The following is a 22,228-nucleotide window of genomic DNA, read 5'->3' as shown; positions in this document are numbered from 1 at the left end:
GGTGAGAGATAAAAAGGCTCCCTTTGATAGGTAATGCAGTTCGTTGAAGAGATCGAGATACACGGGGCTAGCACACCGCGGGGCGCTCCGGCAGCTAAAGCTGCTACGACCCCATCGGTGTACTTCCCCTAAAATCACGCTTAAGTGAACAGCATTACTCCTCGATAGGAGCCTTATTCACAGAGACTAAACCTATTTAGTCATCTTCTTGTACTTAATACGGTGCGGTTCTAATGCTTCAGCGCCCAGAGTACGTTTTTTGTATTCTTCGTATTCGGTGAAGTTACCTTCGAAGAATTCAACTTTACCTTCATCCTGATAATCCAGAATGTGGGTGGCGATACGGTCAAGGAACCAACGGTCATGGGAAATAACCATCGCGCAGCCTGGGAATTCCAACAGGGCGTTTTCTAAGGCGCGTAGGGTTTCGATGTCGAGGTCGTTGGTCGGTTCATCGAGCAGCAACATGTTGCCGCCAACCTGCAGCAGTTTCGCTAAGTGCAGACGACCACGTTCACCACCGGACAGTTCGCCGACGCGTTTGCCTTGATCGACGCCTTTGAAGTTAAAGCGGCCTACATAGGCGCGGCTTGGCATCTCAAAGTTACCGATGCGCATGATGTCTTGGCCGTTAGAGACTTCTTCCCAAACGGTTTTTTTGTCATCCATGCTGTCACGGAACTGATCTACTGATGCCAGCACGACGGTTTCACCGAGATCGATATTGCCGGAATCTGGCTGCTCTTTGCCGGAAATCATACGGAACAAGGTAGATTTACCCGCACCGTTTGGGCCGATGATACCCACGATGGCGCCTTTCGGCAGCGCAAAGGAGAGATCTTCAATCAGCAGGCGGTCGCCGTAAGATTTTGACAGGTTCTGAACTTCCAGCACTTTGTCACCCAGACGAGGTCCTGGTGGAATGAACAGTTCGCTGGTTTCGTTACGCTTTTGATACTCAACGTTGTTAAGTTCTTCAAAGCGAGCCAAACGCGCTTTACCTTTAGACTGACGGCCTTTCGCGCCCTGACGTACCCATTCCAGTTCTTTCTCGATAGATTTGCGACGAGCGGCTTCAGCCGAGGCTTCCTGCGCCAAGCGCTGATCTTTCTGCTCCAGCCAAGAAGAGTAGTTACCTTCCCATGGAATACCTTCACCACGGTCAAGTTCGAGGATCCAACCGGCAACGTTATCCAAGAAGTAACGGTCATGGGTAATCGCCACCACGGTGCCTTCGTAGTCGTGCAGGAAGCGTTCCAGCCATGCCACGGACTCGGCGTCCAAGTGGTTGGTGGGTTCGTCGAGCAGCAGCATGTCTGGTTTTTCCAGCAGCAGACGGCAAATTGCCACGCGGCGACGTTCACCACCGGACAGGTTTGCAATCTGTGCATCCCAGGCAGGCAGACGCAGCGCATCGGCGGCACGTTCTAACTGGTTATCCAAATTATGGCCGTCGTGAGACTGAATAATCGCCTCCAACTCGCCCTGTTCTTTGGCTAACTTATCAAAGTCAGCGTCTGGATCGGCATACAGTGCATACACTTCGTCCAAACGGGTCAGTGCGCGTTTCACTTCACCAACGGCTTCTTCAACCGCTTCACGCACGGTTTGGTCTGGATTAAGTTTTGGTTCCTGCGGCAGATAACCGATTTTGATCCCCGGCTGTGGGCGGGCTTCACCTTCGATTTCGGTATCAATACCGGCCATGATGCGCAGTAGGGTTGATTTACCTGCGCCGTTTAGACCCAGAACACCGATTTTGGCTCCGGGGAAGAAACTAAGGGAAATGTCCTTCAAAATGTGACGCTTCGGCGGAACAATCTTGCCGACGCGGTGCATAGTATAGACGTATTGAGCCACGGCTATATACTCCTTGATTTATAAGGGTTTTACCTCTATCTCACAGATTCATGGGCGAGAGGCGGGGCATAAGCATTTAAATGACGTTCTGTCATTGGCGCGACAGGGCATTTTATGAAGGCGGAGTTTAGCCCGTTTTCAATTTTTATCCCAGCCATCGTCGCATGACATGGGTGTTTAACGCGTAAATTTTGTCGGTTAAGTTATGCAAATATAGGGTATTTGATGTTTATTTCATCGTTCGGATAAATATTGAGTTAAGAATTTTCTTTCCTGTAGGCCGCGTCCGCGTTGGATTCTCCCCAAAATTACTACGGTTTATTCAAGAAGATTCAAAAATAGGTGTTGCTTATAAACCTAAGGCATGAGTAAATAGCGTCATCGGTTTGGAACACAGACCTTATGTGAAAGCAGTTTTAGTAAAGCAGTCCTCAGTTCAAGCGTTATCCTTAGATACCTCTTCTTCCGTGAGTCTCCTCCTAAGTGCACCCCATAAGCTAGCTCTGACGACGAACCTCGTTCGCTGCAATAATGTGGCTTAAAAAATTGAAAGGAAGTATCTAATGTCTAACAAAATGACTGGTTTAGTAAAATGGTTCAACGCTGATAAAGGTTTCGGCTTCATCTCTCCAGCTGACGGCAGCAAAGATGTATTCGTACATTTCTCTGCAATCCAGAGCGATAGCTACAAATCTCTGGACGAAGGTCAGACCGTTGAGTTCACTATCGAGAATGGCGCTAAAGGCCCAGCAGCAGCTAACGTAGTAGCTCTGTAATCTCTATAGTTTAGTATTGTTTACGATAGCGATGACGGCATAGACCTGAGCAGTTAAAGAATACTGAAAAGAAAAACCCGCCTTGAGCGGGTTTTTTTATGCCCAAAATTCACTATCCCTTTGTTTTCCCTTCTCGGTTGTTTATGTTAGTGGCTAGGCAACCTAAACGTAAAAGTTGTGAAGAAAGGCAGGGGCTAATGGAATGCTCTGCTAAAATCGCTGTCTATGAGTGGTATCGGTTTAAAGCGAGGAAAGGTGAGATGGTCATGGCGGACAATTGGCGTGCTTGGGGTATAGGTTTATGTTTAGTCGCTGTGTCCGGGAGCAGTTTTGCTGACTCTTTGGATGCTCAGCGTCAGCGTTATTTACAGGTAAAGCAGGCATGGGACAGCAATCAGATGATGACGGTGAATCAGCTGATGCCAACGCTGCGCGATTACCCGCTTTATCCTTATCTAGAATACCGCCAGCTAACTCAGGATCTTGGTCAGGCTACGACGATTGAGATTAAAGATTTTATTGCTCGCAATCCGACCTTGCCTCCCGCTAAATCATTGCCGTCTCGTTATGTGAATGAGCTCTCTCGTCGTCAGGATTGGACAGGATTGTTGGTGTTTAGCCCTCAGCCTCCTAAACCTATCGCGGCTCGCTGTAATTATTACTATGCCCAATACGCAACGGGCCATCAGCAAATTGCATGGGATGGCGCTCGTGATATTTGGCTGAGCGGTCAGTCACTGCCTACCAACTGCGACAAGTTGTTTGATGCGTGGAAAGCCTCTGGCGATCAGACGCCGCTGACCGTGCTTGAACGTATGCGTTTGGCGCTGAAGAAAGGCAATAACGGGCTGGTAAGTTTCCTAGCCAAGCAGCTTCCGCCTGATTATCAAACTATGGGCGATGCACTTGCTAGCCTTCAGGCCGATCCTCGCAATGTCGAGGCATTTGCGCGTAGCGTGGGACCAACCGATTTTACCCGCGACGCGACTGAAATCGCATTCTCCAGCTTGGCGCGTCAGAACGCTGATGAAGCACGCGCGATGCTTCCAACTTTGGTGCGATTGCAAAAAATTGGCGATAAGCAACGTCAGGCCATGGAAGACAGTATTGCATGGCGCTTGATGGGCAGCGACGCCACCACCGATGATATTCGGTGGCGAGATAATGTGATTAAAAATAGCAACAGCGCTTCACTGATTGAACGTCGTGTGCGGTTAGCGTTAGGCAATGGCAATAAGCAAGAAATCCGCACATGGTTGGCTTTATTGCCGCAAGAAGTGCGTAATAAAGACGAATGGCGCTACTGGAATGCGAGCGTCATGATTGAGGATGGCAAACGCAGCGAAGGTGAAAGCATTCTTCGTTCGTTGACTCAGCAGCGCGGATTCTATCCGATGGTGGCGGCTCAAAAACTGGGTATCACATATCCATTGCAGGTTGAGGTTGCGGATAAGCCATCTTCCAAGCTTACCAACGATCCTGCGATCGATCGTATCCGTGAACTGATGTATTGGAACATGGATAATACTGCGCGGAGCGAATGGGTTTCTCTCATTAGCAGTAAATCTAAATCGGATCAGGCGGCTTTAGCGCGTTATGCCTTTGAGCAAAACTGGGCCGATCTCAGTGTTCAGGCGACGATCACCGCGAAGCTATGGGATCATTTAGAAGAACGTTTCCCAATGGCGTGGCCGCAGCAGTTCCGCCAGGCCACAGAAGATAAAGGGATTTCTCAATCCTATGCGATGGCTATCGCACGCCAAGAAAGTGCTTGGAATCCAAAAGCCCAGTCACCGGTTGGGGCTAGTGGGTTGATGCAGGTGATGCCTAAAACCGCTGAGCACACGGCGCAAATGTTTAATTTAAGCAACTACGTCAACAGCAGCCAGCTGCTCGATCCTATTACCAACATTCAGATTGGCACCAGCTATCTGGAATATGTGTATCAGAGTTTGGGGCGTAACCGTATTTTATCGAGCGCAGCTTATAACGCAGGGCCGTCTCGCGTCACCACGTGGCTCGGAAATACCGGTGGTCGCGTAGATGCAGTCGCCTTTATTGAGAGTATTCCTTTCTCGGAAACCCGTGGCTATGTGAAGAACGTCTTGGCTTATGATGCTTACTATCGTTACTTCATGAAGCGCCCAACCAAAATCCTGACCGATGCAGAATGGGAGCGCCGTTACTGATTTCTGTTCTGGATATCTTTGACTGCGCCAAGTTTATGGTATGCTGCCGTACTAGTTAATGAGTATTTTCTCACCAAGAGTATGGCAGCTAATCATGACAACGCGATCCCTGAATGATCCCGCGCTCAGCGCACAAGAAAATGATGACTGGCAACGTTTTGTTGAATTGCTACGGCAGGCGTTTGCCGAAGATTTACAAGGCCCGATGTTACAGCTTTTTTTGACGCCGGACGAAAGAACAGCGTTGGCGACGCGGGTGCGAATTATTGAAGAGTTGATGAAAGGCGAGATCAGCCAGCGTGAGCTGAAAAGTCAGTTAGGCGCAGGTATTGCAACCATCACTCGCGGATCAAATAGTTTGAAAACAGCGCCCGCAGATCTGAAACAATGGTTAGAACAGCAGTTACTGACTGATAAATAGTATGACGTTAAGTGAATTGCTATGCGATGGCTCGTTTGGGAGCCATCGTCAGATCGCTAAAGCGTCTAGTAAGGTGCATCGCTATTTTGTTTCTGCACGCTTCTGGAAGATTTCATTATGAAAAGGGACCAGAGCTAAAACTAACGCTTGGTGATAAACACTGGTGCGTGTCAGTACACCGTTGGTAAAGACACCGATAGCGCCTTCGCGGCGGCCGATATCATTTGTTCCAGTAATCGCCTTCATTTCACTGCCTAAGGCTTTACCTTCTGCGATGCCTTGCAGGACAGATTCCGGCAGCATCAGGCTTGCTGAACGAGATTCTCCGCGCATATGATGATTCTCAATCGTCATCCATGCGAACGTCATATTCTCTTCAATACCCGCTTCAACACCGACCCAAAAATCAGCTTCCGGGCAAACTTGACGTGCGCACATTACTCTGTGGCGTGAGCCGGTTCGCGTTTCGTGATTTCCAATGGGTTGTTCGGGGACTCCACTATCAACTTCAATGCCTTCAATGCGATACTGGTCGGGACCAAAAACATCATCGAACGCCAGAGAAATAGCCTTAATTTTTGCGGGGTTGGTAGTTGCTGCTACAACATGGTACATAGTATTTCCAGCTTCCTATTAGCGCATTTCTCGCAGTATACGGAAAAAGTACATGACACAGGTATATCTTATTCGCCACGGTGAAACCGAGTGGAACGCAGAACGCCGGATTCAGGGACAATCCAACAGCCCATTGACCGAGTTAGGAGAACTTCAAGCGCGTCAGGTTGCGGCCCGTTTGAGCCAGATGGGGATCACGCATGTGATTGCCAGCGATCTGGGGCGGACTCGCCAAACTGGGCAGGCCATCGCTGATGCCTGTGGATGTGAGCTCATTCTCGATTCGCGCCTGCGTGAACTGCATATGGGCGTATTAGAAGAGCGCTTGCTTGATTCGCTTTCCCCTGAGGAAGAGAAATGGCGTAAGCAGATGGTTGATGGTACGCCTGATGCGCGTATCCCCGAGGGGGAAAGCATGGCTGAACTGGCCACGCGCATGCGTGCCGCGTTGAATAGCTGTCTTGATTTACCCGAGGGAAGTCAGCCCGCATTGGTGAGCCATGGGATTGCCTTAGGCGCGTTGTTAGGGACTATTTTAGGGTTACCGCCACACGCCGAGCGACGTTTGCGCCTGCGCAACTGTTCACTATCACGGGTAGATTATCAGCAAAGCCCTTGGCTGGCGCCGGGTTGGGTCGTTGAAAGTGCAGGTGATATCCATCATTTGGATAGACCTGCACTTGATGAGATCCAGCGTTAATCTTCTTCGCGACGGGTCGGAATCAGATACTCGCAGCAGATATGTTTAGGTGGTCGCTGCGAGGAATCCGTCTGAGGATGGAAGCGCTCGATATCGTAACCTTTACGACGCACCAGATTTAGCGTTGGTAATGTGGTGCCGTAAAGGTTTAGGATAAATTCCTGGAATCCTTCAGCTGGGCCGTTATAGCAAAACTGGGCATATTCGCCGCCGAGCAGAGTTATCGACTGTACTTCTTTCGTGACATCAGGTGGCAAATGCTCAATTTCTAGCGCGGTGGTATACAACACTTCTTGCTCGTCATCTTTATCTAAACTTGGGCGAGAGTGGTGTAATCCATACAGAACCGGCGGGATGTTTTTCACATCGTGCAGGAAATCGTGCCAGAATTGGCTACGCAGTTCGGTACGGACTTTGCTGATTTGCTCCAACGTGCAGGTATAACATTGCGTGATACCCACCAAGGATATGCTAGGCAGCGTTATAAACTCAGGTTGAATCAAATTGCTCAGACCCAGACGAATCGGTGGGCACATTCCGTAAGCATGCCAATCTTCCGCGCGGCGATAAAGCGCGGGAGTTTGATTAAACTGCTTCTTAAAGGCGCGAGTGAACGTCTGCTGTGAGTCAAAACGGTATTGCAGTGCGATATCTAAAATTGGGCGACTGGTTAGTCGAAGTGCCACGGCGGCCTTAGATAAACGGCGTGCGCGTATATAGGCACCAATGGCTTGACCAGTGACTTCCTTGAACATCCGTTGCAGGTGCCATTTAGAATATCCCGCTTTGGCTGCGACGTTATCGAGCGATAGTGGTTGGTCTAAGTGTCCTTCCAACCAGCTTAACAGGTCACGAATAATACTGGCCTGATCCATATAGCATCCTCAAAAGCAGTAATGAACGTAAACAGCAACTAAGCGGCATAATAGCAACTTTTTAGGCCTTAGACTTATATTAAGGTTTTTTCAGCGCAAAGAGTGCTATGCAGGTGTGAGCCGTGCTGTAAGATTTAGAACTTTTATATACTATGTAATTACGTTCGTTTTATTAATAACTGGCGTGATTATAATTATCCGAGGTAGCTAGGTGAACAAATTTTTTGTAGGGTTATGTTTCACAATGACTGCGATGATGTCTGCAGCCCATGCAGAACAGATCGGTTCCGTTGATACGGTGTTTAAAATTCTGGGGCCTGACCACAAAATTGTGGTTGAGGCATTTGACGATCCAGACATTAAAAATGTGACTTGCTATATTAGCCGAGCGAAAACTGGCGGCATTAAAGGTGGTTTGGGATTAGCAGAAGATACTGCTGATGCCGCGATCTCTTGCCAGCAGGTTGGGCCAATCGCAATAAGCGAAAAGATTAAGAATAAGAAATCTGATGGAGAAGTTGTTTTCCGTAAACGCACTTCATTGGTGTTTAAAAAATTACAGGTAGTACGTTTTTACGATCCCGCTCGTAACGCTTTAGTCTATTTGACGTATTCCGATAAAGTTGTGGATGGTTCTCCGAAGAACGCCATCAGCGCAGTGCCTATTATGCCTTGGGCTACTGCCGAAACGAGCGTTCCCGCTGCCGCTGCGGCACAGTGATTTAACGTTGAATCATCTAGTTACAAAAAGGCCGACATTATTGTCGGCCTTTTTTACTTCTCATACTATCGGCTTTAGCGTTTGATTCGCGCCAGTAAGAAATCTTCGATTTCACCGGTTTTAATCATTTGCTTATCGCCGCTGCGACGATGCTTATATTCAATTTCATCGCTGTCGAGATTACGGTCACCGATAACGATGGTATGTGGTACACCAATCAGTTCCATATCGGCAAACATAACGCCTGGACGCTCTTTGCGGTCATCCATAATCACGTCGATGCCTTTCGCGCGCAGGCTATCGTACAGAGACTCAGCCAAATCTTTCACGCGGAAAGATTTATGCATATTCATTGGCAGAATAGCGACTTGGAACGGTGCAATAGCGTCTGGCCAGATAATGCCACGGTCGTCATGATTCTGTTCGATTGCGGCAGCAACAACGCGTGTTACCCCGATTCCGTAGCAGCCCATGGTCATTAACTGGTTACGGCCATCTTCACCTTGAACAGTGGCTTTCAAGGCTTCGGTGTATTTAGTGCCGAGCTGGAAGATATGACCCACTTCGATGCCGCGTTTGATCAGTAACGTGCCTTTGCCATCTGGGCTTGGATCGCCTGCAACCACGTTACGGATATCCGCAACCTGTGGCAACGGCAGATCGCGTTCCCAGTTGATGCCAAAGTAATGTTTACCGTCAATGTTAGCGCCTGCGCCAAAATCACTCATCATGGCAACGGTGCGATCAACCACTACCGGTACGGTCATATTGATTGGGCCTAAAGAGCCTGGACCCGCATTTACGACAGCACGAATTTCTGCTTCGGTTGCAAACGTCAGTGGGCTGGCAACCATTTCCAGCTTTTCTGCCTTCACTTCATTCAGTTCGTGATCGCCACGAACCAGCAGAGCCACTAACGCATGACCGCTCTCTTTGGTGGCATGAACCAACAGAGTTTTAACAGTCTTTTCAACCGGCAGATTAAACTGTTCGGTTAATTCAGCGATGGTTTTGGCGTTTGGTGTATCAATGATACGCAGTTCTTCCGTTGGCGCAGCGCGTTCACCTTTCGGTGCTACGGCTTCGGCCAATTCGATGTTTGCTGCATAGTCAGATTCGTTGGAGAAAATGACATCATCTTCACCGCTTTGTGCCAGCACTTGGAATTCGTGGGAAGCGCTGCCGCCAATGGAACCGGTATCCGCTTGAACTGGACGGAAATCCAAATCCATACGGCTGAAGATTTTGTTATAAGCAGCAAACATCTTGTCGTAGGTTTCTTGCAGTGATTCCTGAGAAGTATGGAAAGAATAAGCATCTTTCATCAGGAATTCACGCGAACGCATGACGCCAAAACGTGGGCGAACTTCATCACGGAATTTGGTTTGAATCTGGAAGAAGTTTAGCGGCAGCTGCTTATAAGAGCTGATCTCATTGCGCACCATATCGGTGATAACTTCTTCGTGGGTTGGACCCAATACAAATGGACGTTCGCCGCGATCGACGAAGCGCAGCAGCTCAGGACCATACTGCTCCCAACGACCGCTTTCCTGCCACAGATCCGCAGGCTGAACTACGGGCATGGACACTTCGATTGCGCCGGCGTTGTTCATCTCTTCACGGACGATGTTTTCAACTTTTTTCAGAACACGCAGACCGGTAGGCATCCAGGTATAAAGACCGGAGGCCAGTTTGCGGATCATACCGGCACGTAGCATCAGTTGATGACTGATAACTTCGGCGTCGGCTGGAGTCTCCTTCAGAGTGGAGAGCAGATATTGGCTTGTACGCATGTGTATTGTTCCGTTAGAACGCAATATGTATCAGACCGTCGGGAAAGGCGGCCAAAATAAAGAAAAGTGGCTTAGTTTACCAGTGACGGCGAGTTGTCAAAAGAGAAGGGCATGAAATTCTAGACTGAATTCAGGTCGATCACTTCGGTTATGCCATTTTTCACCTGCCAACGCACGTTAAAATCGAGCAGATGCACGGCATAAATGCGATCTTCGCTCTCTCCCTTGCGGTAGGCCGGACGAGGATCCTGTGCCAGCACCTGCTGGATAAATCGCTGCAGATGAGGATAGCGCTGCTGGTGTTGCCCGATTTGCCGTTGGGCAACTTCCGAGAAAATGACGGGCATATCTGCCAGAGGCGCGTCTTGAGCAAAACCACCGCGAGCCTGAGGTTGGCTTTCAGCAAAAGGCAGGTAAGGCTTGATATCGATGATCGGCGTGCCGTCGACCAAGTCGAGGCTACCTAACTTCAATATAACTTTGCCGCCTTTGGTCTCTACAGATTTTAGTTCAACTAACGACATACCAATCGGATTCGGACGAAACGTGGAGCGCGTGGCGAAAACGCCCATACGCGCATTTCCCCCTAGGCGAGGTGGGCGAACCGTTGGACGCCATCCACCTTCCATCGTTTGATGAAAGACAAAAACGATCCACAAATGGCTAAACTCTTCGAGACCACGTACCGCTTCGGGCTGGTTATAAGGCGCGATGAGTTCCAGTTCACCGCCGCCGTCCTCAATGAGTCCGGGCTGTCGAGGGATGGCAAATTTCTCTTTATAAGGAGAGCGAATAAGCCCGATCGTATCGAAGGTAAATTGACTCATTGCTTGGAAACGTTTAGCGCAGAGCCTTTGCACACCGCTTGTTGGTAGCAGCCTTGTACGTCGGTGACGACTTGGCATTGATGCAGTAACACCGCATTGGCTTTCATAGTTGAAGCTTTAATTTGCATACGCTTGCGCGCCGTGGCCAGATTCGGAGGTGAGTCTTGCTCCGTTGCTTGGCAAACACTGCCTGTTACTTCGCCTAAATCACGGAAAGGCTTACCGACCAAGTCTTCGGCATTGTCATACACTTTTACCGGACGCGGTTTGGGCTGAGTCGGCTTGGTGGTTTTTGTTGTGCTTACCTGTGCTTTTGCCGGTTCAACGGGCGTGGTATTTTCTGATTTCGAGTGCAGTAAAGAACAGCCGGACAAAGCCAAAGTGGCAGCGAGCAAGCATAAAGGTAATGCACGCATAAATGTTTCCTGATTTTTATAAAAGTGAGTGCTATTGAATCAAGGTATGGCAGAAATGACAAGACGGGCATTAGCCCGTCTTGAAGATATTACGTACTATAACAGCGCGAGGCAATTACCAGCCTTTAACTGCACCACCGTTAAAGATTTTATTGGCAGCGTTGTAAACTTCGTCAGATTGATAAGCCTGAACGAATTTCTTCACGTTCTCTGCATCTTTATTGTCTTCACGAGCTACGATCAGGTTTACGTATGGAGAATCTTTATCTTCAACGAAGATACCGTCTTTGGCTGGAGTCAGGCCAATTTGGCTTGCATAGGTGGTGTTGATAACCGCCAGGGCAATTTGCGCATCGTCCAGTGAACGTGGCAATTGTGGTGCTTCCAGCTCAACCAGTTTCAGTTTTTTCGGGTTCTCGGTCACGTCCAACACAGTTGGCAGCAAGCCAATGCCGTCTTTCAGTTTAATCAGACCCACTTTTTGCAGCAGTAACAGTGAACGGCCAAGGTTAGTTGGGTCGTTTGGTAAAGCAACCTGAGAGCCATCTTGCAGTTCGCTCAGAGATTTGATTTTCTTCGAATAGCCTGCAATTGGGTAGACGAAGGTGCTGCCGACTGGAACCAGTTTGTAGCCACGATCTTTGATCTGCTGATCCAGATAAGGTTTATGCTGGAAAGCATTCGCATCAATATCGCCTTTGCTCAATGCTTCGTTAGGCAGTACATAGTCGTTAAATGTGACTAGCTCAACGTCCAGACCGTATTTGTCTTTAGCAACTTTCTGCGCAACTTCGGCAACCTGCTGCTCTGCCCCGACAATAACGCCCACTTTAATATGGTTTGGATCTTTTTCTTCCTGACCACAGCCCGCCAGCGCCAGAGAACCCAGAAGTGCGCCAACGACAGCAATCGACTTAAACTTTAATGACATACCCTTATCCTTCTTTTGACTTGTTCTTGAGACATTGTTGTTGAGACGTTGTTTTTGAAACATCGGGTGGCGCACCATAGCAAGCGCCGTTTTTATTATTAGACTGCTTTATTTGCGGCTAACCGCTTTAACAATGCGATCGCCACTAAACTGGATCAGATACACTAAAATCACTAACAATACTAATACCGTATTCATCACGGTTGCGTTATATCCGATATAACCGTACTGATAACCAATCTGTCCTAGACCGCCAGCGCCTACTGCGCCGCCCATTGCAGAGTAGCCCACTAAGGTAATCAATGTGATGGTTGCCGCATTGACCAAGCCTGGAAGTGCTTCCGGTAATAAGATCTTGTTGATGATTTGCATTGGCGTTGCACCCATGGCTCGTGACGCTTCAATCAGCCCTGTTGGGATTTCCAATAGCGCGTTTTCAACCATACGAGCAATAAACGGTGCTGCGCCGACGGTCAACGGCACTAATGCTGCCTGCAAACCGATAGACGTACCTACGATGACGCGGGTAAAAGGAATCATCCATACCAAGAGAATAATGAACGGTATGGAACGGAAGATGTTAACCAGTGCCGAAAGCAGGTTATACAGCTTGGCGTTTTCCCAAATTTGCCCCGGACGCGTTATATAGAGAAGCACGCCGACGGGAAGACCAATAACAAAACCAAAGAAGCCGGATACAAAGGTCATGACGACGGTTTCCCAAATGCCTCGGCCCATTAACCACATCATTGCCTCAGACATAACCCAGTACCTCTACTTTTACCTGATGATTCTTGAAAAATTCGATTGCGGATAACGCATCCGCGTCATCACCGTGCAGCTCAGCTAACATCACGCCAAATTTAACGCCGCCGGCATAATCCATTTGAGAACTTAAAATACTGATATCGACATTAAAACGACGAACGGCCTGAGAGATTAACGGCGCGTCGACGGACTGGCCGGTAAATTCAAGGCGCAACAGCGGTTGCGTATCAGGTTTACGATCTGGCGTCATGCGTGCAGCAAAATCGTCTGGAATATCTAAATGCAGTGTGGAATGAATGAACTGCTGCGCGAGAGGTGTTTTCGGGTGAGAGAACACTTCGCCAACGGTGCCTTGCTCAATCAGCTGGCCATCGCTAATCACGGCCACCTGATCGCAAATACGCTTTACGACGTCCATTTCGTGAGTGATCAGAAGAATTGTCAGCCCCAAACGGCGGTTAATGTCTTTCAGCAGTTCCAGAATAGAGCGCGTGGTTGCAGGATCAAGTGCGCTGGTGGCTTCATCACACAGCAGGACTTTTGGGTTGCTCGCTAATGCACGGGCAATCGCCACGCGCTGTTTCTGCCCGCCAGACAGATTCGCGGGATAGGCATCTCGTTTATCGCTAAGCCCGACCAGATCTAATAGTTCGCTGACGCGACGCGTGATTTCGCTCCGCGGCGTGTTATCTAACTCCAGCGGCAGAGCGATGTTCCCTGCAACAGTACGCGATGAGAGTAAGTTAAAGTGCTGAAAGATCATGCCGATCTGACGGCGCGCTTTAGTCAGTGCGCTTTCGGAAAGCGCTGTCATGTCCTGATCGCCAACCAAAACGGTACCGCTGGTCGGGCGTTCGAGCAGGTTTACGCAACGAATCAGTGTACTTTTACCGGCACCGGATGAACCGATGACGCCATAAATTTGCCCGGCAGGGACGTGTAATGACACGTCAGACAGCGCTTTAATCTGGCGCTGACCCTGCTGAAAAACCTTGGTGATATTTGTAAGTTTAATCATTTTTATATTTTTACTTTTGGTGTTGCCCGTGGCAGATAAAAAGCAAACTTTGGGAAAGCCCAAAGTATTAAACTGGATGTTAAGGCGTCTAGACGTCTAAGTCAACAAGTGTCGAGTGCGCTAGAGACTCTCCCTTTCATGTAAATCGTGCGATACTGAGCGGCATCTAACGCCATAAGGAGTGAATATCTGTGGCCCAGCTTGTTCCCGCAATTTTTTTAGATCGTGATGGTACGATTAACGTCGATCACGGATATGTTCATGAAAGCGATAATTTCCAGTTTATAGATGGTGTCATTGATGCCATGGCTAAGCTGAAAGAAATGGGGTATGCCTTAGTATTGGTCACGAACCAATCCGGTATTGCTCGCGGTATGTTTACCGAAGATCAGTTTATGCATCTCACCGAATGGATGGATTGGTCTTTGGCCGATCGCGGCGTTGATTTGGATGGCGTCTACTATTGTCCGCATCACCCTGAGGGAACGGTAGAAGAATTCCGTCAGGTATGTGATTGCCGCAAGCCGCAGCCAGGTATGCTGCTATCCGCTAAAGAAGAACTCAACATTGATATGAGCGCTTCTTATATAGTAGGTGACAAAATCGAAGACCTGTTGGCGGGTGAAGCCGCTAGCGTGGGAACTAAAGTATTGGTTCGTACCGGCAAACCGGTTACACCAGAAGCTGAGGCCAAGGCGGATTTAGTGATTAAGAGCCTTGCTGACTTGCCAAAAGCGATAAAACAGCGGGTTTAGTGCACTAAATGGCTGAAAATAAGCCAAACAGAAAAAAAAGTGTAATTAGGGGTTGTCAGCCCGCGAGAACTCCCTATAATGCGCCTCCATCGACACGGAACATGTGAATCACTTCACACCGTATCGGCGGTTTCGATAAGAAATCGCAAGAGAAAAAATCCTGAAATTTAGGGTTGACTCTGAAAGAGGAAAGCGTATTATACGCCACCTCGAGTTAGCAAGCTTAGTCTCCTAACTCACTGCTCTTTAACAATTTATCAGACAATCTGTGTGGGCACTCACAAGACAATATCTAACGTCCTCGGACGATAAAATATTAAAGTCTTGAAGAGTGACCAAGCAGTAATTCATTTAGTTGAATTATTACGAAAGTTAATTTTCGAGCATCGCTTCACTTGTTGAAGCAAATCAAGCTTTTAATTGAAGAGTTTGATCATGGCTCAGATTGAACGCTGGCGGCAGGCCTAACACATGCAAGTCGAGCGGTAGCACAAGAGAGCTTGCTCTCTGGGTGACGAGCGGCGGACGGGTGAGTAATGTCTGGGAAACTGCCTGATGGAGGGGGATAACTACTGGAAACGGTAGCTAATACCGCATGATGTCTTCGGACCAAAGTGGGGGACCTTCGGGCCTCACGCCATCAGATGTGCCCAGATGGGATTAGCTAGTAGGTGGGGTAATGGCTCACCTAGGCGACGATCTCTAGCTGGTCTGAGAGGATGACCAGCCACACTGGAACTGAGACACGGTCCAGACTCCTACGGGAGGCAGCAGTGGGGAATATTGCACAATGGGCGCAAGCCTGATGCAGCCATGCCGCGTGTATGAAGAAGGCCTTCGGGTTGTAAAGTACTTTCAGCGAGGAGGAAGGCATTGTGGTTAATAACCGCAATGATTGACGTTACTCGCAGAAGAAGCACCGGCTAACTCCGTGCCAGCAGCCGCGGTAATACGGAGGGTGCAAGCGTTAATCGGAATTACTGGGCGTAAAGCGCACGCAGGCGGTTGATTAAGTCAGATGTGAAATCCCCGAGCTTAACTTGGGAACTGCATTTGAAACTGGTCAGCTAGAGTCTTGTAGAGGGGGGTAGAATTCCAGGTGTAGCGGTGAAATGCGTAGAGATCTGGAGGAATACCGGTGGCGAAGGCGGCCCCCTGGACAAAGACTGACGCTCAGGTGCGAAAGCGTGGGGAGCAAACAGGATTAGATACCCTGGTAGTCCACGCTGTAAACGATGTCGACTTGGAGGTTGTGCCCTTGAGGCGTGGCTTCCGGAGCTAACGCGTTAAGTCGACCGCCTGGGGAGTACGGCCGCAAGGTTAAAACTCAAATGAATTGACGGGGGCCCGCACAAGCGGTGGAGCATGTGGTTTAATTCGATGCAACGCGAAGAACCTTACCTACTCTTGACATCCAGAGAATTTAGCAGAGATGCTTTAGTGCCTTCGGGAACTCTGAGACAGGTGCTGCATGGCTGTCGTCAGCTCGTGTTGTGAAATGTTGGGTTAAGTCCCGCAACGAGCGCAACCCTTATCCTTTGTTGCCAGCGCGTAATGGCGGGAACTCAAAGGAGACTGCCGGTGATAAACCGGAGGAAGGTGGGGATGACGTCAAGTCATCATGGCCCTTACGAGTAGGGCTACACACGTGCTACAATGGCATATACAAAGAGAAGCGAACTCGCGAGAGCAAGCGGACCTCATAAAGTATGTCGTAGTCCGGATTGGAGTCTGCAACTCGACTCCATGAAGTCGGAATCGCTAGTAATCGTAGATCAGAATGCTACGGTGAATACGTTCCCGGGCCTTGTACACACCGCCCGTCACACCATGGGAGTGGGTTGCAAAAGAAGTAGGTAGCTTAACCTTCGGGAGGGCGCTTACCACTTTGTGATTCATGACTGGGGTGAAGTCGTAACAAGGTAACCGTAGGGGAACCTGCGGTTGGATCACCTCCTTACCTAAAGATAGCGTTAAGTGCAGTGTCCACACAGATTGTCTGATGAAGAATAACGAGCAGAATACCTTTATATAGGCTTGTAGCTCAGGTGGTTAGAGCGCACCCCTGATAAGGGTGAGGTCGGTGGTTCAAGTCCACTCAGGCCTACCAAATTCTTACTCATACTGCGTTGTCGTCACGTATCGTTTGCAATAGCAAACTTCGCATGACTCCGCCTTGTCTGAGAAAGAATTAAACTCTTCTATGAGTGGTAATGTATAAAGGTAAACTGTTGACTGTATGGGGTTATAGCTCAGCTGGGAGAGCGCCTGCCTTGCACGCAGGAGGTCTGCGGTTCGATCCCGCATAGCTCCACCATTACTTTTGTTTGCGATAAATAATAAGTATTCAGTCTCAAAAACATACTTCAGAGTGTATTGGAAACAGTATGCTGCGAAGTATTTTGCTCTTTAACAATCTGGAACAAGCTGAAATTTGAAAGCTTAAGCAACTGTGAGACACACTGACACAGTTTGTATTAAGCAGTCTCTCAATTTTTTGCAATCTTGAATGCTGTCTTGAACCGGTTCGTAACCGCGTTCACTAAGAGACACCTTCGGGTTGTGAGGTTAAGTGACTAAGCGTACACGGTGGATGCCTAGGCAGTCAGAGGCGATGAAGGACGTGCTAATCTGCGATAAGCGTCGGTAAGCTGATATGAAGCGTTATAACCGACGATTTCCGAATGGGGAAACCCAGTGCAATTCGTTGCACTATCGTTAAGTGAATACATAGCTTAACGAAGCGAACCAGGGGAACTGAAACATCTAAGTACCCTGAGGAAAAGAAATCAACCGAGATTCCCCTAGTAGCGGCGAGCGAACGGGGAGCAGCCCAGAACCTTAATCAGCGTATGTGTCAGAGGAACGGTCTGGAAAGTCCGGCGATACAGGGTGATAGCCCCGTACTTGAAAATGCATACGTTGTGAGTTCGATGAGTAGGGCGGGACACGTGACATCCTGTCTGAATATGGGGGGACCATCCTCCAAGGCTAAATACTCCTGACTGACCGATAGTGAACCAGTACCGTGAGGGAAAGGCGAAAAGAACCCCGGCGAGGGGAGTGAAATAGAACCTGAAACCGTGTACGTACAAGCAGTGGGAGCCTCTTTTATGGGGTGACTGCGTACCTTTTGTATAATGGGTCAGCGACTTATATTTTGTAGCAAGGTTAACCGAATAGGGGAGCCGTAGGGAAACCGAGTCTTAACTGGGCGTCAAGTTGCAAGGTATAGACCCGAAACCCGGTGATCTAGCCATGGGCAGGTTGAAGGTTGGGTAACACTAACTGGAGGACCGAACCGACTAATGTTGAAAAATTAGCGGATGACTTGTGGCTGGGGGTGAAAGGCCAATCAAACCGGGAGATAGCTGGTTCTCCCCGAAAGCTATTTAGGTAGCGCCTCGTGAACTCATCTTCGGGGGTAGAGCACTGTTTCGACTAGGGGGTCATCCCGACTTACCAACTCGATGCAAACTACGAATACCGAAGAATGTTATCACGGGAGACACACGGCGGGTGCTAACGTCCGTCGTGAAGAGGGAAACAACCCAGACCGCCAGCTAAGGTCCCAAAGTCATAGTTAAGTGGGAAACGATGTGGGAAGGCATAGACAGCCAGGATGTTGGCTTAGAAGCAGCCATCATTTAAAGAAAGCGTAATAGCTCACTGGTCGAGTCGGCCTGCGCGGAAGATGTAACGGGGCTAAACTATGCACCGAAGCTGCGGCAGCGACACATTGTGTTGTTGGGTAGGGGAGCGTTCTGTAAGCCGTTGAAGGTGGCTCGTGAGGGTTGCTGGAGGTATCAGAAGTGCGAATGCTGACATAAGTAACGATAAAGCGGGTGAAAAACCCGCTCGCCGGAAGACCAAGGGTTCCTGTCCAACGTTAATCGGGGCAGGGTGAGTCGACCCCTAAGGCGAGGCCGAAAGGCGTAGTCGATGGGAAACAGGTTAATATTCCTGTACTCGGTGTTACTGCGAAGGGGGGACGGAGAAGGCTAGGCTATCCGGGCGACGGTTGTCCCGGTTTAAGCGTGTAGGGGGAAAGCGTTGGTAAATCCGCGCTTTTATTAACCCTGAGGCGTGATGACGAGTCACTACGGTGATGAAGTAGTTGATGCCAAGCTTCCAGGAAAAGCCTCTAAGCTCTAGGTAACATTGAATCGTACCCCAAACCGACACAGGTGGTCAGGTAGAGAATACCAAGGCGCTTGAGAGAACTCGGGTGAAGGAACTAGGCAAAATGGTGCCGTAACTTCGGGAGAAGGCACGCTGGCGCGTAGGTGAAGTCCCTTGCGGATGGAGCTGAAGCCAGTCGAAGATACCAGCTGGCTGCAACTGTTTAATAAAAACACAGCACTGTGCAAACACGAAAGTGGACGTATACGGTGTGACGCCTGCCCGGTGCTGGAAGGTTAATTGATGGGGTCAGCCGCAAGGCGAAGCTCTTGATCGAAGCCCCAGTAAACGGCGGCCGTAACTATAACGGTCCTAAGGTAGCGAAATTCCTTGTCGGGTAAGTTCCGACCTGCACGAATGGCGTAATGATGGCCAGGCTGTCTCCACCCGAGACTCAGTGAAATTGAACTCGCTGTGAAGATGCAGTGTACCCGCGGCAAGACGGAAAGACCCCGTGAACCTTTACTATAGCTTGACACTGAACATTGAGCCTTGATGTGTAGGATAGGTGGGAGGCTTTGAAGCGTGGACGCCAGTCTGCGTGGAGCCAACCTTGAAATACCACCCTTTAATGTTTGATGTTCTAACTCCGGTCCCTAATCGGGATTGAGGACAGTGTCTGGTGGGTAGTTTGACTGGGGCGGTCTCCTCCTAAAGAGTAACGGAGGAGCACGAAGGTTAGCTAATCACGGTCGGACATCGTGAGGTTAGTGCAATGGCATAAGCTAGCTTGACTGCGAGAGTGACGGCTCGAGCAGGTACGAAAGTAGGTCATAGTGATCCGGTGGTTCTGAATGGAAGGGCCATCGCTCAACGGATAAAAGGTACTCCGGGGATAACAGGCTGATACCGCCCAAGAGTTCATATCGACGGCGGTGTTTGGCACCTCGATGTCGGCTCATCACATCCTGGGGCTGAAGTAGGTCCCAAGGGTATGGCTGTTCGCCATTTAAAGTGGTACGCGAGCTGGGTTTAGAACGTCGTGAGACAGCTCGGTCCCTATCTGCCGTGGGCGTTGGAAGATTGAGAGGGGCTGCTCCTAGTACGAGAGGACCGGAGTGGACGCATCACTGGTGTTCGGGTTGTCATGCCAATGGCATTGCCCGGTAGCTAAATGCGGAAAAGATAAGCGCTGAAAGCATCTAAGCGCGAAACTTGCCTCGAGATGAGTCTTCCCTGAGACCTTGAGTCTCCTAAAGGAACGTTTAAGACTAAGACGTTGATAGGCTGGGTGTGTAAGCGTAGCGATACGTTGAGCTAACCAGTACTAATGATCCGTGAGGCTTAACCTTACAACACCGAAGGTGTTTTAAGACGCAGAGACGCGAAAACACAAAGAGTAAGCTTGTGAACAGATTGGATTAGCTGGTGAGCTGTAGAAATACGGAGCACGGGTTAATTAACAGAATATGCCTGGCGGCGATAGCGCGGTGGTCCCACCTGACCCCATGCCGAACTCAGAAGTGAAACGCCGTAGCGCCGATGGTAGTGTGGGGTCTCCCCATGCGAGAGTAGGGAACTGCCAGGCTTTAAATAAAGTAAAGAACCTCAGTCGAAAGGCTGGGGTTTTTTGCTTTATATAATTTGATAATTGCCGACTTGAGCATGGAACGGCCCGCAGGGGCGTATCATGCGACAAAATCGTCGGGAACGATTTTGAACAACGCGGAGCGTTGGCCCGAAGGGCGAGTCTCAGGATGAGACGAGTATTGTAGGGAACGGTCAAACGTCATCGAAAGAACCTCAGTCGAAAGACTGGGGTTTTTTGCTATGGGGAATTTGAATTCGAATACATGAAATGTATTTCTGCGATGCAGCATCTATCTATTATCATTATTTTTGTGCTACCTCCTAGACCAATTAGAGACTAAGCTGCTTATAGACTAACAATAGAAAGTTAGAGCCTTCAATAGCGTATAATTTATTGAAGGCCGTATTAATGATTAGGCTGATGGTATTTATCACAGAATAAGTTAGGTTATTTTAGATATAAAAAAACCTCCCTGAAGGAGGTTCTTGTCTTATTAAAGAATTCTGCTTATTAGTCTATCAATACGAATTCTGCGTAGTCTTCTTATCAGCTTACGGACTTTCAGAGGATATTGCTGAATAGTTTCAAGCTCAAGATAGCTACGAACAACGTGGGTATTAGTACGGATGCATTCCAACTCTTTCTGACGTTGCTCATGCAGCTGATGCTTAGGATCGTGGATAAGTATTGCGTTCTCAAGATCGAGACGCCAAGCGCGCGGATTCAGGTTATTCCCTGTAATCAGCTGCCATTGATCATCAATCCACATGCCTTTTAAATGATAAGTGTTGTCTTCATCTTTCCATAGACGAACGGTCAGTTGACCATTGTCGACGAAACGTTGTAAGCGGCTCATGAAACGACGAAGATTTATTTCATAAAGATAAGGCAATGCACCAATAATCTTGAACGGTTCATCTTCAGGAATATAGAAGTCATTTGCCTTTTTATCACCGACAATAATTTCAACCTGTTTCCCTTGGCGTAATAAATAAATAATATTACGCACCAACAATGCCGGCATGTTGAAATAAGGTGTGCACAGCGTGACTTTTTCTTCAGTGCTGCACATTAGGTGATGAATCGTTTTATTCAGAACGCTATGTTTACCTAGCCCTGCTAATGGTGTCACTGCCAATTCATCGTTGCCAGCGATTGCCGCAACATCATAACCACAGCTGCGTAAACCGTGGCGGAACTGGCGTGTTTCATTACGGATTTCAGGACTTTTAGGGCGATCGTCACGATCGAGTCGTTGAACCGCGGGATCGGTCAGGAGCTTATTTTGAATATAAGCTGACATGGTATCAGCTAAGCGGCTGTTCTGGATGAAGTGATAGCGGTCATAACGATACTTATCGTGGCGATGTAGGTATACATCGTTCAGACTTGCGCCGCTGTAAATCACTCGGTCATCAACAATAAAGCCTTTAAGATGCAAAACGCCCAGCGCTTCACGAGTATTAACCGGAACGCCGTAGACGGGAACGGATACACCAGGATGCTGATCGGCCATAGCGCAGTACCAATCGGCGTTTGTATTTGTCGCCGCGGCGCCAATACGTCCACGTTGTGCACGATGCCAATCGACGAGAACGTAGATTTCTAAATCTGGATGCTGCTGCTTTGCGCTATACAAGGCATTGAGGACATCGCGTCCGCCGTCATCGTTTTCCAGATACAGCGCCGTGATGTAGATACGGCGAGAGGCGTTAGAAATCGCGTCAATTAACGCCAGGCGAAAAGCCTCTGGCGTAAACAGCGTCTGAACATCCTCAACTGTCTGGGGAAGTTTTGGCAGTTGTGCAAGGTGTTGTTGATGTTTCGTTCGTTTAAATTTAGACAACATC

16 protein-coding genes, 2 tRNA genes and 3 rRNA genes are annotated in these 22,228 nt (G+C 48.9%); 11 read left to right on the top strand and 10 right to left on the bottom strand.

Features of this window, described 5'->3' with window-relative positions:
• Positions 1–192 precede the first annotated feature (192 nt).
• Positions 193–1,860, bottom strand: a complete 1,668-nt coding sequence (ettA, locus tag U0008_RS18085; protein WP_038502471.1) for an energy-dependent translational throttle protein EttA — start codon at positions 1,858–1,860, stop codon at positions 193–195.
• Between the two features lie 563 nt (positions 1,861–2,423).
• Here ettA and cspE point away from each other — a divergent pair.
• The 3 genes from cspE to trpR all read left to right on the top strand — a co-directional run bounded on the left by cspE (position 2,424) and on the right by trpR (position 5,246).
• Positions 2,424–2,636: a transcription antiterminator/RNA stability regulator CspE gene (cspE, locus tag U0008_RS18080; RefSeq protein WP_025801164.1), complete on the top strand. Its 213-nt coding sequence runs from the start codon at positions 2,424–2,426 to the stop codon at positions 2,634–2,636.
• Between the two features lie 260 nt (positions 2,637–2,896).
• On the top strand, positions 2,897–4,825 hold the full coding sequence (gene sltY / locus U0008_RS18075; RefSeq protein ID WP_043489337.1) for a murein transglycosylase: 1,929 nt from the start codon (positions 2,897–2,899) through the stop codon (positions 4,823–4,825).
• 94 nt (positions 4,826–4,919) lie between these two features.
• Complete coding sequence (trpR, locus tag U0008_RS18070; protein ID WP_043489340.1) at positions 4,920–5,246, top strand: trp operon repressor; 327 nt, start codon at positions 4,920–4,922, stop codon at positions 5,244–5,246.
• Between the two features lie 81 nt (positions 5,247–5,327).
• Here trpR and yjjX read toward each other — a convergent pair whose 3' ends face one another.
• The gene (gene yjjX / locus U0008_RS18065; protein WP_040046168.1) at positions 5,328–5,861 is read right to left on the bottom strand and encodes an inosine/xanthosine triphosphatase; all 534 of its coding nucleotides are present in this window, start codon (positions 5,859–5,861) and stop codon (positions 5,328–5,330) included.
• A gap of 52 nt (positions 5,862–5,913) precedes the next feature.
• Here yjjX and gpmB point away from each other — a divergent pair, with 52 nt between their 5' ends.
• Positions 5,914–6,561, top strand: coding sequence for a 2,3-diphosphoglycerate-dependent phosphoglycerate mutase GpmB (gene gpmB / locus U0008_RS18060; RefSeq protein ID WP_025801168.1), 648 nt, complete (start codon positions 5,914–5,916; stop codon positions 6,559–6,561).
• On the opposite strand, the gene robA is transcribed toward gpmB, so the two are convergent.
• Positions 6,558–7,436, bottom strand: a complete 879-nt coding sequence (gene robA, locus U0008_RS18055; RefSeq protein WP_025801169.1) for an MDR efflux pump AcrAB transcriptional activator RobA — start codon at positions 7,434–7,436, stop codon at positions 6,558–6,560. The two genes, gpmB and robA, sit on opposite strands and share 4 nt — an antisense overlap.
• Positions 7,437–7,680: 244 nt before the next feature.
• Between robA and creA the strand changes: the two genes are divergently transcribed.
• Complete coding sequence (gene creA, locus U0008_RS18050; RefSeq protein ID WP_046360381.1) at positions 7,681–8,157, top strand: protein CreA; 477 nt, start codon at positions 7,681–7,683, stop codon at positions 8,155–8,157.
• 74 nt (positions 8,158–8,231) lie between these two features.
• Here the strand turns inward: creA and proS are convergent, their stop codons facing one another.
• The 6 genes from proS to metN form a co-directional block, all read right to left on the bottom strand.
• Entirely contained in the window at positions 8,232–9,950 is a 1,719-nt protein-coding gene (gene proS / locus U0008_RS18045; protein ID WP_025801171.1) for a proline--tRNA ligase, read from the bottom strand.
• Positions 9,951–10,069: 119 nt separating this feature from the next.
• Positions 10,070–10,777 (bottom strand): tRNA (N6-threonylcarbamoyladenosine(37)-N6)-methyltransferase TrmO, encoded by a 708-nt coding sequence (tsaA, locus tag U0008_RS18040; RefSeq protein WP_043489342.1) that lies wholly within the window; start codon positions 10,775–10,777, stop codon positions 10,070–10,072.
• Entirely contained in the window at positions 10,774–11,193 is a 420-nt protein-coding gene (rcsF, locus tag U0008_RS18035) for an envelope stress sensor lipoprotein RcsF (RefSeq protein WP_025801173.1), read from the bottom strand. The genes tsaA and rcsF overlap by 4 nt, the downstream gene beginning before the upstream one ends.
• Positions 11,194–11,308: 115 nt before the next feature.
• Positions 11,309–12,124, bottom strand: a complete 816-nt coding sequence (locus U0008_RS18030; protein ID WP_025801174.1) for a MetQ/NlpA family lipoprotein — start codon at positions 12,122–12,124, stop codon at positions 11,309–11,311.
• A gap of 108 nt (positions 12,125–12,232) precedes the next feature.
• Positions 12,233–12,886 carry a methionine ABC transporter permease MetI gene (locus tag U0008_RS18025; RefSeq protein ID WP_025801175.1) on the bottom strand — a complete coding sequence of 218 codons (654 nt, stop codon included), beginning with the start codon at positions 12,884–12,886 and terminating at the stop codon, positions 12,233–12,235.
• Entirely contained in the window at positions 12,879–13,910 is a 1,032-nt protein-coding gene (gene metN, locus U0008_RS18020) for a methionine ABC transporter ATP-binding protein MetN (RefSeq protein ID WP_025801176.1), read from the bottom strand. Before metN ends, U0008_RS18025 begins: the two co-directional genes overlap by 8 nt.
• A gap of 191 nt (positions 13,911–14,101) precedes the next feature.
• Here metN and gmhB point away from each other — a divergent pair, with 191 nt between their 5' ends.
• The 6 genes from gmhB to rrf all read left to right on the top strand — a co-directional run bounded on the left by gmhB (position 14,102) and on the right by rrf (position 20,375).
• Positions 14,102–14,665: a D-glycero-beta-D-manno-heptose 1,7-bisphosphate 7-phosphatase gene (gene gmhB, locus U0008_RS18015; RefSeq protein ID WP_025801177.1), complete on the top strand. Its 564-nt coding sequence runs from the start codon at positions 14,102–14,104 to the stop codon at positions 14,663–14,665.
• A gap of 417 nt (positions 14,666–15,082) precedes the next feature.
• Positions 15,083–16,625, top strand: a 16S ribosomal RNA gene (locus U0008_RS18010).
• A gap of 73 nt (positions 16,626–16,698) precedes the next feature.
• Positions 16,699–16,775: transfer RNA gene (locus U0008_RS18005), tRNA-Ile, on the top strand.
• Between the two features lie 131 nt (positions 16,776–16,906).
• Positions 16,907–16,982: transfer RNA gene (locus U0008_RS18000), tRNA-Ala, on the top strand.
• A gap of 249 nt (positions 16,983–17,231) precedes the next feature.
• Positions 17,232–20,139, top strand: a 23S ribosomal RNA gene (locus U0008_RS17995).
• 120 nt (positions 20,140–20,259) lie between these two features.
• Positions 20,260–20,375 (top strand): 5S ribosomal RNA (gene rrf, locus U0008_RS17990).
• The 16S, 23S and 5S rRNA genes sit together here with 2 tRNA genes alongside, the layout of an rRNA operon.
• Positions 20,376–20,871: 496 nt before the next feature.
• Here the strand turns inward: rrf and pssA are convergent.
• Entirely contained in the window at positions 20,872–22,227 is a 1,356-nt protein-coding gene (gene pssA, locus U0008_RS17985) for a CDP-diacylglycerol--serine O-phosphatidyltransferase (RefSeq protein ID WP_025801388.1), read from the bottom strand.
• Position 22,228: the final 1 nt, after the last annotated feature.

It is taken from the genome of Hafnia alvei (genome assembly GCF_034424155.1).
Lineage (GTDB): Bacteria > Pseudomonadota > Gammaproteobacteria > Enterobacterales > Enterobacteriaceae > Hafnia > Hafnia alvei.
Note: the sequence above shows the minus strand (reverse complement) of the source record. Positions and strands in the feature narration are given on the sequence as shown.